The organism is Bradyrhizobium jicamae, from assembly GCF_018130695.1.
Classification (GTDB): domain Bacteria; phylum Pseudomonadota; class Alphaproteobacteria; order Rhizobiales; family Xanthobacteraceae; genus Bradyrhizobium; species Bradyrhizobium jicamae_B.
In genome coordinates, this window is record NZ_JAFCJX010000010.1 from 219,801 (window position 1) to 232,345 (window position 12,545).

The following is a 12,545-nucleotide window of genomic DNA, read 5'->3' on the forward strand; positions in this document are numbered from 1 at the left end:
TGGAGCCTCCCGGAGATAGAACAAATTTTATTTTCCCTCAGAAAGTGCGGAAGCTGTGTCGGGCGGCGTCAAACCACCCGCCAGATCCATTCGACGGCGTGCGCGATGACGTCGCCGAACAGCAGCAGCGCCGCCGACCAGACCAGCGCCGAGACGAAGTTGGCGATCTGAAACTGCCAGTACGACATCTCGAAGATGCCGGCGGCGAGCGGCACCGAGGCACGGAGCGGTCCGAAGAAGCGGCCGATGAAGATCGAGGGCACGCCCCATTTCTTCACGAAGGCCTCGCCGCGCGGCAGGATCTCCGGATAGCGCGACAGCGGCCACATCTGGGCGACGTGCTCCTTGTAGCGATAGCCGAACCAGTAGGAGACCCAGTCGCCGAGCGCAGCGCCAATGCCGCCGGCGATCCAGATCGGCCAGAACGAGATGCCGCTGACGCCGATCAGCGCGCCGATCGCGACCAAGGCGCCCCAGGCCGGGACCAACAGCGAGATGAAGGCGAGCGATTCCCCGAACGCCAGCAGCATGACGATCGGCGCCGCCCAAGCCTGGTGGTTGCGCACGAAATCAGCCAAGGCGCGCGCAAAATCTTCCATTCCCTTGAATGCCTTCCCGCCCGTTATGCCCCGTGCCCCCCGGATCGGTTCCCGAGACCGGTTCCGAGGCTCGCCCAACAGCTAAGCCAGCCCGTTGGCCGGCTTCAAGTCACAAAGGCCGGCTTCGGGCGTGATTTCCCCGACCGTTCCTGCCATAAGCCCGGCCCGGTCACCTTTTAAACCCAACCGTGGCATAGTCAGAGCAACCGATTCGTCGCGCCCCTGATCGCGCCATACTTGAAGAACCATGTCCAAATCATTGAAATCAGCTGCCAAAAGCAAGTCCAATGACGATTTGTTCGGAGCGCAGGAACCCAAGGGTCGGGCGCCGCTGAAGGTCGCCTCCCGCGGCGGAGGCGGCGCGGAGGACGGCTACACGGCGGCCGACATCGAGGTGCTCGAGGGCCTTGAGCCGGTCCGTCGCCGGCCCGGCATGTACATCGGCGGCACCGACGAAAAGGCGCTGCATCATCTGTTCGCCGAGGTCATCGACAACTCGATGGACGAAGCGCTGGCCGGCCACGCCACCTTCATTGAGGTGGAACTGACCGCCGACGGCTTCCTCACCGTCACCGACAACGGCCGCGGCATTCCCGTCGATCCCCATCCCAAATTTCCGAAGAAGTCGGCGCTCGAAGTCATCATGTGCACGCTGCACTCCGGCGGCAAGTTCGACTCCAAGGTCTACGAGACCTCGGGCGGCCTGCACGGTGTCGGCGTCTCCGTGGTCAACGCCCTCTCCTCGCGGCTCGAGGTCGAGGTCGCGCGCAGCCAGAAACTCTACCGGATGACGTTCGAGCGCGGCCATCCCAAGGGCAAGCTGGAAGACCTCGGCAAGATCAACAACCGCCGCGGCACCCGCATCCGCTTCAAGCCGGACACCGACATCTTCGGCGCCAAAGCCGCATTCAAGCCGCAGCGCCTGTTCAAGATGACGCGCTCGAAGGCCTATCTGTTCGGCGGCGTCGAGATCCGCTGGCGCTGCGATCCGGAGCTGCTGAAGGGTGTCGAGGACGTTACGCCGGAGGCCACGTTCCACTTCCCGGGCGGCCTGAAGGACTATCTCGCAGCGGCGATCCACGCCGACACGTTGGTGCATCAGGACATCTTCTCCGGCAAGTCCGGCCGCAACGGCGCGCATGGCGCCTGCGAATGGGCTGTGGCGTGGACCGCTGACGCCGACGGCTTCCTGTCCTCCTACACCAACACCGTGCCGACGCCGGACGGCGGCACCCACGAATCCGGCTTCCGCAGCGCGCTGCTGCGCGGCCTGAAGGACCACGCCGAGCGCATCGGCCAGGGCAAGCGCGCCGCGCCCATCACCTCGGAAGACGTGATGGTCGGTGCGGCCGCGATGTTGTCCGTGTTCGTGCGTGAACCCGAATTCCAGGGTCAGACCAAGGATCGCCTCGCCACCGCCGAGGCGCAGAAGATCGTCGAGCAGGCGATCAAGGATCCGTTCGACCACTGGCTCTCGGGCAATCCGGTGCAGGCCAACCGTCTGCTGGATTTCGTCGTTGACCGCGCCGAAGAGCGGGTGCGCCGCCGTCAGGAGAAGGAGACGGCGCGCAAGACCGCCACCAAGAAGCTGCGCCTGCCCGGCAAGCTCACCGACTGCACGAACACCGCAGCCGAAGGCTCCGAGCTCTTCATCGTCGAAGGCGACTCGGCCGGCGGCACCGCCAAGCATGCGCGCAACCGCGAGACCCAGGCGATCCTGCCCCTGCGCGGCAAAATCCTCAACGTCGCCTCCGCGGGCAAGGACAAGCTGACCGCCAACCAGCAATTGTCCGATTTGATGATGGCGATCGGCTGCGGCACCGGCGCGCATTACCGCGAAGAGGATCTGCGCTATCAGCGCATCATCATCATGACCGACGCCGACGTCGACGGCGCCCATATCGCCTCGTTGCTGATCACCTTCTTCTACCGGCAGACGCCGCGGTTGATCGACGAGGGCCATCTCTATCTGGCCGTGCCGCCGCTCTATAAGCTGACGGTCGGCACCAAATCGGTCTATGCGCGCGACGACGTACACAAGGACGAGTTGATCAAGACCTCGTTCAACGCCAACGCCAAGGTCGAGATCAGCCGCTTCAAAGGCCTCGGCGAGATGAACTCGGAGCAGCTCAAGCAAACCACGATGGATCCGGCCAGGCGGACCCTGCTGCGCGTGGTCCTGCTGGCCGACGATCGGGAAGGCACGGCCGATTCTGTCGAGCGGCTGATGGGCACCAAGGCTGAGGCACGCTTTGCCTTCATCACCGACAAGGCCGAATTCGCCAGCGACGACCAGCTCGACGTCTAGGCACGAAGTATTTGATTTCTTAGCATTTTCCGGCCGCCAGCGATGCTGGCGGCCGGATTTTTTTGGACTCCGCGACATGAGCCCGGCGGCTTCGTTTCCGGACGGTTGTGTCTCGCCAGCAACAGCATTTTCGCGCGAACCGCGTATAGTCGGGACATCGAATTACGGAATCGGTGCGAGCGCACCGGGTGTGCGAACCGCGAAAAACTGAAGTTGGGGAATTCAATATGAAAAAGTTTCTTCTTGCTCTGACTGCGGTCGCGGCATTCACCGGATCGGCCTCTGCTGCCGACCTCGCGGCTCGTCCCTACACCAAGGCTCCGATCGCGGCTCCGGTGGCCTACAGCTGGACCGGCTGCTATCTCGGCGCCGGCGGCGGCGGCGCCATGACCAACAACGACTCCAACCTTGTGGACCCTGCGACTGGCCTTGCTTTCACCGGTAACGTTACGAGTGGCGCGCGTGGCTGGTTCGGCACGGTTCAGGGCGGCTGCGACTATCAGTTCAACAACTGGGTTGTTGGTGCCTTTGCCGACTATGACTTCATGGACGTCAAGGGTGACACCGGTATCTTCCCGGGTCTGAACGGCAGCCAGAAGCAGGATTGGCAGTGGGCGGTCGGTGGCCGTGTTGGCTATCTCGTCCTGCCGCAGTTGCTGACCTACGTCTCGGGTGGCTACACCCAGGCTCACTGGAAGTCGACGACGCTCAATGCCTTCGGCGTCGGTGACGTCGGGATTGCGCCCGGCTACACCAGGAGCGGCTGGTTCATCGGCACCGGCGACGAGTACGCTCTGAACTTCCTCCCCGGCCTGTTCTGGAAGACCGAGTATCGCTATTCGGAATTCGACCGCGCAACGGTTGGAATTACCGATCTCGCCGGGGTTCCGGTCGGCGTGAATTCGGTCCAGAAGCAGCGCGAGCACAGCGTTCGCTCCGAGCTCGTCTACCGCTTCAACTGGGGCGGTGGCCCGGTCGTCGCCAAGTACTGATCTCTGCTGAATACCAAGCAGCTGAAAAGCCCCGGCATCGTCCGGGGCTTTTTTGTTGGCTAGTCGTGGTGGATCGCGCTTCTCATAATAGTCGCGCCACATCCCAGTCTCCAGCCGCGCAATCCCGGCCGGATCGAAGGCCCGCAGATCGGCCTGCTGGCCATGCAGCACAGAGGGCGACGGCGACGCCCGAGCCCGTCAGTATCGCGACAATCGCCCTGCGACACATCACTGGGCCTCCGTGGCATGATCCAGCCTGGATCTTGCCGATCCGGCCGATCATCTGTTCGTTCGACGGCTACGGACGCCCTCGGCAACGGTTTCCCATTGCATCATCGTTACCGCCCCGGAGGAAAATACCAATGCGCTCGCTTCTTCTGGTGCTCGGCCTGATCGGCCTTGCGATTGGACTGCTGTGGATCGGCCAGGGCCTCGGCGTGATCGCCTGGCCGGCGTCGAGCTTCATGATCAACCAGATGGAATGGGCGCGCTATGGCGCCGCACTGGCGGCCGTCAGCCTGATCCTGATCTGGCAGAGCCGGCGTTGATCGGGCACACTCCCCCGTACCCTCACATCACAGCGGATAACAACAATGAAAAAAGCACCGTTCGATCTCTCAGGCAAAGTCGCAGTCGTCACCGGCGGCAATGGCGGCATCGGGCTCGGCATGGCGCGCGGCTTCGCCGACGCGGGCGCGACCATCGCAGTCGTCGGCCGCAACGAGACGAAGTCGCGATCGGCCGTCGAAGAGCTGACCCAACGCGGCGCCAAGGCGATCGCGGTGACGACCGACGTGACCGACCGGGCCGCGGTATCAGCCATGGTCGCGCGCGTCGTCAAGGAGCTCGGCCGGATCGACATCCTCGTCAACAATGCCGGCATGAGCATCCGCAAGCCGCCGCACGAGCTCGAGATCGAGGAATGGAGCAAGGTGATCGACACCAACCTCACCAGCGCGTTCGTCTGCTCGAAGGCGGCCTATCCGGCGCTGAAGGCATCCGGCGCGGGCAAGGTCATCAACATCGGCTCGATGATGTCGATCTTCGGCGCGAGCTTCGCACCGGCCTATGCGGCGAGCAAAGGCGGCATCGTGCAGTTCACCCGTGCCTGCGCCAATGCCTGGGCGCCCGACAACATCCAGGTCAATGCCATCCTGCCCGGCTGGATCGATACCGATCTGACGAAAGGCGCACGTCAGCAGGTGGCCGGTCTCCACGAGCGTGTGCTGGCGCGCACGCCGGCGGCCCGCTGGGGCGCGATCGACGATTTCGCAGGAATCGCCGTCTTCCTGGCCTCGCCGGCGTCCGACTTCGTCACCGGCACTGCGATTCCCGTCGACGGCGGCTATTCGATCATGGCGTGAGCATGATCCGGAAAAGTGCGAAGCGGTTTTCCGAAAAGATCATGCTCCAATAAGAAATCTTCACCCAAACAAAAAGCCCCGGCGGTGCCGGGGCTTTTTCAATGCGTTGACGTCGAGGCTCAGTAGCGCGCGACGACGGGGCCGTCGAACTTGTAGCTGGCGCGGAACACCGCCCACTGGATGTCGCGCGGCTTGGCGTCGAACGTGTAGGTCCCGGCCGCGCTGCCTGCGAGCTGATAGCTCTGGCTCTCGAAGGCGGCGTAGTTGTACTCGACGCCGACGATCCAGTTGCGGGTGATGCCATATTCCCAACCGGCGCCAACGGTCCAGCCGTTGGCCCAGTGGGTCTGGCTCCCTGAGCCAGTCGTCGGCACGTTGTCGACGACGGACAGGCGATTGTTCACGCCGGCATAGCCGCCCTTGACGTAGAACAGATTGTTGTTCACGGCGATGCCGGCGCGGCCGACCACGGTCGCGAGCAGATTGGTGCGCCAGCTGAACACGTCATCACCTGCGCCGAACACGGTGTTGTTGACGGTGCCGGAATTGTTCAGGCCGGCGAGCGTGCCTTCGAGACCGAACACGACGTTGTTGGCCTGCCAGTTGTAGCCGATCTGGCCGCCGCCGATTATGCCCGAGCCGCGCTGACGATAGCCCTGGCCCGGCGCGAGATCGCCGAAGATCGTGGTGTTGGCGGAGTTGACCCACTGCTCGTTGGTCGAGGCGCCACCGATGTGGCCACCGACATAGAAGCCGGACCAGTTGTAGATCGAGTCGATATAGGCCGGAGCCTTGGTGTAGGGACGCGCCGCGAGATCGGCGGCGGTAGCAGCGCTGACACCGAGCGCGGTGGTGGCGGCCAAAGCAGCAATCATTTTCGCACGAAACATTTTTGCACCCCTCATTGTTCGCTGGGTGCAGCTTTCCCAGAGAGACCCTTACCAATCGAAAACAACCGTACCGCGCGCGCTTGAATCTGCGCGCATGCGCCTTGAATCCTGTCGCGTGTTGCAGTCGCGCAACCCTTTGCGGTCAACTTAACCGCGCATTATCCTTGACGGTTTGCTAGCGCGCTGTGCTCGGCGCAATCGTCGGCGAATGCACATGTTCGGGCCGCGCACCGAGCCCGATGAAGCGCGCGGTGAGACCCTGCAGCCACGGGATCGCTGTGACCAGCCGCAGCGGCAATGGCACGGTCAGCGGTTGATTGCCGCCCTTCAGAGCCATCGTGATGATGTTGTTCTGCGCGATCACCTGCACGCGCTGCGTCAGCCGCACCGGAAACTCGCGGCGCTTGCGCACGGCATCGAGCTCCTCTTCCGACGGACAACCCTTCGCAAGCTTCGCCGCCAACAGATTTGCCGTGGCGACGGCATCCTGCACCGCGAGATTGACGCCGACGCCACCGACCGGCGACATCGCATGCGCGGCATCGCCGATGCAGAGCAGGCCCGGCCGCGTCCAGCGCGGCAGACGGTTGATCGCAACCGTCAGCAGCTTGACGTCGTCCCAGCTCTTCACTTCGGCAATGCCCGATTTCAGCACCGGCGCCATCCGCACGACGTCGTCGAGCAGCGCGGGCAGCCCCCTCGCCTTCACCGCCTCATATTGTCCCTTGGCGATGACATAGGCGCATTGCCAGTAGTCGCCGCGATCAAACGTCACCATCATCTTGCCGGGATCGACACGCGCGAACACGTTCTCGGTCTCATTGGGACGGCGACCCGCGCGGAACCACAGCACGTCCATGGGCGCACCGATTTCCTCGACTTCAAGGCCGGCACGTTCACGCACCGTGGAATGACGGCCGTCGCAGGCAACAGTGAGATCCGCCTCGATCTCGATCGGTCCATCCGGCGTCATCGCGCGCACGCCGGCGATTGTGTCGCCGCGGCGGATCAGATCGGTCGCCTCGGCGCTCATCATCACCTTGAGCGAAGCAAAGCGCTTGCCGGCCTCGCGCAGGAAATTGAGAAAATCCCATTGCGGCATGAAGGCGATGAAATTGTGCTTGACCTTGAGCCGGCTGAGGTCGGCAACCCGCACCGAGACGCCGCCGAAGATGCCATCCATCTTCTGCAACTCCTGATGCGGCAGCTTGAGGAATCCGTCGATCAGCCCGAGTTCGTCCATCACCTGCAGGGTCGAGGGATGCACGGTGTCGCCGCGGAAATCGCGGAAGAAGTCGGCGTGCTTCTCCAGCACGACGACGTCGACGCCGGCGCGTCCGAGGAGATAGCCGAGCATCATTCCCGCCGGTCCGCCGCCGACCACGCAGCAGCGCACCTTCATCGTCCGCAGATTGCTGACATCCATGGTCCGGCCCTCACCGCTGATCCGATCCTGGCGATGGATTGTAACGCCAATCGGACGAAGATGGAGAACCTAGTCTAGCGCCGGAACGTCTTGATCTCCGACACGCTGCCGTCGCGGTAGGTCAGTTCCACCGAGATCGACTGAGTATTGGGCGCAAGCTTCATGTAGAGCGGCATCCCTGCCGAGATCGCGGTGGGATCCCTCGGGTCGCACGGCGGCAGCTTCAGCACCTTGTCCGGCACCGCGCTGTCGATGCCGATCCGTGCTTCGCGGATCGCACAGCGATACGACACCAGATGGGTGTAATAGACCAGGAGCCCGTTGAACTCGCGATAGGACAGCCAGCTCGTCGCGGTCATGTCGAGGATCTTGCGCTGGTCGCGGATCAGCGCGGCCTCCGGATCGAACTTGATCGGGAACGGCCCCTGCATCTCGCCCTGAGTGTCGACATAGCGCAGCTGGATGGTGCCCGCCTGGACATCGGCCGGCAGCTCGATCGAGGGATTGGGCATCCGCTTGCGGGTGCGCGGATCGAGCGTGTCGATGAAACCGGTCTCGCGGTAATCGCCGGCATCGCCCATCCGCCAAGAGATGCCGAGCGTCGGGTCGGCAATCGAGAACACCACGGTCCAGCCGCCATTGTGGCGCGAGAAGCTCGCGATCGGCGCATTGATGGAATCTTCCTTCGGGACCTTCAGCACCGAGACCGGCGGCAGCGCCGCCACCTGTTGCGGCGGCGCGGCGGGCTTGGCCGCGTCAGTCGGCCCCTTCGTAGCACCGTTGAGGAAGACGTCATCGACCATCTGGTCGAAATAGACCGGGATCTGCTTGTGCTTCACGGTCTCGGCCATCTCGCTGACCAAGCGGCGCGTGCGCTGCGCGACCTGCACGAGATTTTCGCCGGGCTGCAGCAGCTCCTTGGCGAAGGTGCGCGTGAACACCGAATTGGGATTGGCATCGTCGTTCGAGAGACGGTCGAGCGCGGTCTGGCGGGGACCTGCCGAAAACACCGAGAACACGCCCTCCGGCAATTGCGTCATCGGCGCCAGGCCGCCGCCGCCGGCGACGGCGCGGGTGCCTGATCGCTCGAATGGATTGTTGCGGCAGGCATCGAACACCAGGATCGCGGTGCGCACCTTCTTGTTCTGCATCCGCTCGATGACGCGGTCGGCCAGCACCGAGGCGTCGCGGACCAGCTCTTCCTGGCCTTCGGTCGCGGCCGGCACGTCGGTCGGCAGCAGGAAATTCTGGCCGGCGATCTCAAAGCCGTGGCCAGCGTAGAAGAAGAACGCGGTGTCGCCGGGCCCGACCGCCCTGTCGAACGCCAGCAGCGTCTCGGAAAAGGCCTGCCGGTTCAGGTTCTCGGCGACCATCACGGAGAAGCCAAGCTGCTTCAGCGTATCGCCCATGGTGCGGGCATCGTTGACCGCCTTCTGCAGCTTCGGGACGTTCCTGTAGTCGTTGTTGCCGATCACCAGCGCAACGCGCTTTTGAGCCACGGCCGGAGCCGCCCAGACGAGCACCGCCGCCACAATTGCGGTTGCCGAAGTCAGTCTCGAGAGCCAGCGCGTCATCCTGTTCCCCGCAAAATATTCCCCGCAAAATACCGTTGCGGCCGCCAAGGCTAAGGCCGCCGGATAATAGTCGAAATGGCGGCCGGGACGGTTCAATTTCGGCAGCCATTCGTGCGCGCAATGCAAACCGCGTTCTTGCGGGATTGCGAAAGAATCCCGCGCAGCTTAAGCCGGGATATGATTCCCGCCTGTTGCAACGCCGCGTTGAAAAACTGATGTCGAAGAAGATGATCAAGCCCGGTCCCGACCTGCTGGCGCAGGTCAACCAGGCGTTTCTCGACTACGGCTATGGCGGGCTGTCGATGGTCACGCTGGCCAAGACCTGCGGCTTCACCCAGCGCGCGCTCTATTACTATTTCGGCAACAAGGAAGAGGCGTTCCGCGCGGTGATCGCCTGGCGGCATGTCGAGGATGTCGGGCTCGCGTTCGAGGCTGGACGAGCCGTGCGCGCCAAGCGCGGCGGCGCGCTCGACATCATCGCCACGATCCTGGACGTGCGCTACGGCGAAACCCGTCGCCGCCTGACCCATTCGCCGCACACCGTCGAGCTCAACGCCGAGGCCTTCAAGCGCTGCCGCGACCTGATGATCACGTCCGCGGTGACGTTCCAGAACGATCTGGAAACCCTGATTCTCGACCTCGAAGCCAGCCGCCTGCTGAAGCTCAATGGCCGGTTCACGGCGGCGCAGGTCGCGCAGGCGCTGGCTGATGGCGGGCGGGCGGTCAACCAGGCCCTGCCCCCGATCGCCCGTGAGGACTTTACGGCCCGCTACCGCCAGATGACCGCGATGGTCCTGTACGGCTGCGCCGCCATGCCCCGGCGCAAGTAAAGAAGCGCGGCACGCCGTTCGGTACCACGGTGTCTGTTCCCTACAGGTAAGAAAAAACCGTCCGCAGGCGGCTTGTGGGTTTGCGCCTCCGTTGTGTCTATGGATGTCTGGACCGTTTCACCCTACGCATGTACGAAGGGCCGCTTCCGCAACCCAAGCGAGTTCCATGAAACGCCTGCTCCGTAACCGCGCCGTGATCGCCCTGCTCGTGCTCGCGCTTGTGCTCGGCGCCCTGCTGGTCCTGTCCGATGACGGCCTGTCCCGGCATTTCAAGTATTCGTTCTTCTAATGCGCGGTTTTCTTGCGCGCGCGGTCCGCGTGTTCGTCTTCATTGCGATCGTCGAGGTGCTTTGCCTGGGCTTCGGCGTGCTTTCCATCCGACGAGGCAACGCCTTCCTGCTCTATTATCCGTCCCTGTTCACCGCGATGAACAATGAGCAGATCAATCGGGAGAAAACCGCGCCTTCGACCGGCTGGCCAAAGGATACCGCGCCACGGAAGCAGCCGACCCATCAAGCGACGACCTGTGGCGCTGCCATGGGCGGCTCATTCACCTACGGAGACGACGTCGAGGACTCAGACACCTGGCCGTATCTGCTGGGCCGCAAGCTCGGCTGCGACGTCGACAATCTCGGCGCCTCCGGCTTCGGCATCGATCAATCTGTTCTCCACTATCAGGCATTGAGCCGCCATGACGCGTTCGTCATCTTCGGGATCACGTCCGTGATGTTTACCGCCGATGCCGCCGCGTCCTGGACGTTCTACAGCAAAGCGGTCGACAACCTGCCGCTTCCGGCACTGACGAAGCCGCGTTTCCTGCTCGAGGGGGATGCTCTGATCTTGAAGCCGAGGCCGCCTTCACTTCGGAGCGCCATTGCAGAGTATCACGACGACGACATCTTTCGCCGCGAATGGACTCCGCTCCAATTCCCGTTCTCGTGGCACATTGCACGCGCTGTCTACCAGCGGGCCTTCATACCTCGTCTCTCGGACGACAACGTGATGAACCAGCGAGAGACATCCAAAGCCATGCGCAAGCTCGGCTGGCGCATTCTCCAGACCTACCGCGGATCGGCTCAACCCGTCGTCTTCATGATCCCGAGTCCCGATGAGGTCGAGATCAAACCCGACATCATCGCCGAGGCGCGTTCAGCACTGCCGTCCATGTGCCTGGTCGACCCTTCGCCAGCCCTCACCCACCTCGCCGCCGAGATCGGCACGGTGCGGATGCGGACAAGGACGGGGCATTTCAGCCCCGAGGGCAACGCCGTTCTTGCCGAAGAACTGGCCGCAGGTCTCGCCCGTTGCGGCATTCACCCATGAGCGAACGCGTTGCATCGCTGGACTTCCTGCGCGGGACCGCAGCACTCGCCGTCGCCGTCCCGCACTTCCTGATGGCTCACGAGATCGCACCTGCCGCCGCCGAAACGATCTCGATCCTTGGTGTCGAGATCTTCTTCGTCCTCTCCGGCTACGTGCTGGCACCGCAGATCCTGTTCGTGACGACGGAACGACCGAGCCTGCGCAACCTCGGCATCTTTTGGGTGCGGCGCTGGATGCGCACCGTGCCACCTTATCTCATCGCGCTGGTGCTGACCTCGATCACCGCGCACCGGCTCCTCAGCATGGATTTCGTCCGTTACGCACTCTACCTGCAGAACCTTTTCCACCAGGCCAACGCATCGGATTATTTCCCGATCGCCTGGAGCCTGTCGGTCGAGGAATGGTTCTACATCACCTTCCCGCTTACCGTACTCCTCGTCGGCGCGCTCGCCGGGCGGAAGGTGCTGCTCGCGGCCGCGCTCTTCATTGCCGCCATCACGCTCGCCCGTACGACGCTTGGTGACGACGCGCACTGGGGTGCCGAGGTCCGCCGCATCGTCGCATTCCGCGTCGACGCGATTGCGTGGGGCTTCCTGCTCTATCTTGCCGTCAACCGGACGCGCCTGATGATGTTCATGACGCCGGTTCGGTCCGCACTGCTGCTCGCCGTCACTGCGGCCATGGCGATCGGCCTCACCGGATATCTCGCCGGCCACCCAAGCCGCGCGATCGAATTTGCCTTCCCGTTCTATGCCAGCGGCCTCGGTGCGGCGGCGATCATCGCATCGCTCGCGGTCTCCAGGCATTTCGAGACCAATCCGATCCTGACAACCTCCGGACTCACGCTCGGACGCATCTCGTACTCGGTCTATCTGTTCCACCCGCTCGTGCTGTCGGCGCTCTCGCGCTTTTCGGGTCTCCCTTGGCCGTTCGCCCTAGCCGTTTTTCTCGCGGCCAGTTGCGCGGTCGCAGGCCTGATGGCCGCAGCCGTCGAGGCGCCCATCCTCAGCGCGCGACCGGGTTATTGGCAGCCACTGACGCATCTGAAGGCCGTATGATTGACCGGCACGTTGGCGTCCGCCGCAAGTTCCCATAGAGCGGCGACCTCTCCAGGTTCATCGAAAGGCCGACGCCCGGCACGACCATGAGCCGGCAGTCCGGCATCTCCGCCAGATCGGCCCCTCCAGCCCTTTCAGCCCCTGTCGGCCCCCTTCGACGTCTCACGCCCCAACCGGGGCT

The 12,545-nt window shown here is 63.7% G+C and carries 12 protein-coding genes; 8 read left to right on the forward strand and 4 right to left on the reverse strand.

Annotation, left to right across the window (positions count from 1 at the left end; all coding sequences use genetic code 11):
- Positions 1-68 precede the first annotated feature (68 nt).
- On the reverse strand, positions 69-599 hold the full coding sequence (locus JQ604_RS16965) for a DedA family protein (protein ID WP_212358549.1): 531 nt from the start codon (positions 597-599) through the stop codon (positions 69-71).
- A gap of 247 nt (positions 600-846) precedes the next feature.
- Here JQ604_RS16965 and parE point away from each other — a divergent pair, with 247 nt between their 5' ends.
- The 4 genes from parE (at position 847) to JQ604_RS16985 (ending at position 5,263) form a co-directional block, all read left to right on the forward strand.
- The gene (gene parE, locus JQ604_RS16970) at positions 847-2,907 is read left to right on the forward strand and encodes a DNA topoisomerase IV subunit B (RefSeq protein ID WP_212358550.1); all 2,061 of its coding nucleotides are present in this window, start codon (positions 847-849) and stop codon (positions 2,905-2,907) included.
- 227 nt (positions 2,908-3,134) lie between these two features.
- Positions 3,135-3,899: an outer membrane protein gene (locus JQ604_RS16975; protein ID WP_212358551.1), complete on the forward strand. Its 765-nt coding sequence runs from the start codon at positions 3,135-3,137 to the stop codon at positions 3,897-3,899.
- A 362-nt stretch (positions 3,900-4,261) separates the two neighbouring features.
- Complete coding sequence (locus tag JQ604_RS16980) at positions 4,262-4,447, forward strand: hypothetical protein (RefSeq protein ID WP_212358552.1); 186 nt, start codon at positions 4,262-4,264, stop codon at positions 4,445-4,447.
- A 45-nt stretch (positions 4,448-4,492) separates the two neighbouring features.
- Positions 4,493-5,263, forward strand: a complete 771-nt coding sequence (locus tag JQ604_RS16985; protein ID WP_212358553.1) for an SDR family NAD(P)-dependent oxidoreductase — start codon at positions 4,493-4,495, stop codon at positions 5,261-5,263.
- A gap of 119 nt (positions 5,264-5,382) precedes the next feature.
- Here the strand turns inward: JQ604_RS16985 and JQ604_RS16990 are convergent, their stop codons facing one another.
- From JQ604_RS16990 to JQ604_RS17000, 3 genes are all read right to left on the reverse strand, one after another.
- On the reverse strand, positions 5,383-6,153 hold the full coding sequence (locus JQ604_RS16990) for an outer membrane protein (protein WP_212358554.1): 771 nt from the start codon (positions 6,151-6,153) through the stop codon (positions 5,383-5,385).
- 175 nt (positions 6,154-6,328) lie between these two features.
- Positions 6,329-7,579, reverse strand: coding sequence for an FAD-dependent oxidoreductase (locus JQ604_RS16995; protein WP_212358555.1), 1,251 nt, complete (start codon positions 7,577-7,579; stop codon positions 6,329-6,331).
- Positions 7,580-7,653: 74 nt separating this feature from the next.
- Positions 7,654-9,153 (reverse strand): caspase family protein, encoded by a 1,500-nt coding sequence (locus JQ604_RS17000; protein WP_212358556.1) that lies wholly within the window; start codon positions 9,151-9,153, stop codon positions 7,654-7,656.
- Positions 9,154-9,368: 215 nt separating this feature from the next.
- On the opposite strand from JQ604_RS17000, the gene JQ604_RS17005 reads away from it, so the two are divergent.
- The 4 genes from JQ604_RS17005 (at position 9,369) to JQ604_RS17015 (ending at position 12,364) form a co-directional block, all read left to right on the forward strand.
- Positions 9,369-9,983, forward strand: a complete 615-nt coding sequence (locus tag JQ604_RS17005) for a TetR/AcrR family transcriptional regulator (RefSeq protein ID WP_212358557.1) — start codon at positions 9,369-9,371, stop codon at positions 9,981-9,983.
- Positions 9,984-10,149: 166 nt separating this feature from the next.
- A complete protein-coding gene (locus tag JQ604_RS41875) occupies positions 10,150-10,272 on the forward strand; it encodes a hypothetical protein (protein WP_283818000.1) in 123 nt (40 codons plus the stop codon).
- Positions 10,272-11,306, forward strand: coding sequence for a hypothetical protein (locus JQ604_RS17010; RefSeq protein ID WP_212358558.1), 1,035 nt, complete (start codon positions 10,272-10,274; stop codon positions 11,304-11,306). Before JQ604_RS41875 ends, JQ604_RS17010 begins: the two co-directional genes overlap by 1 nt.
- Complete coding sequence (locus JQ604_RS17015) at positions 11,303-12,364, forward strand: acyltransferase family protein (RefSeq protein WP_212358559.1); 1,062 nt, start codon at positions 11,303-11,305, stop codon at positions 12,362-12,364. Before JQ604_RS17010 ends, JQ604_RS17015 begins: the two co-directional genes overlap by 4 nt.
- Positions 12,365-12,545 lie beyond the last annotated feature (181 nt).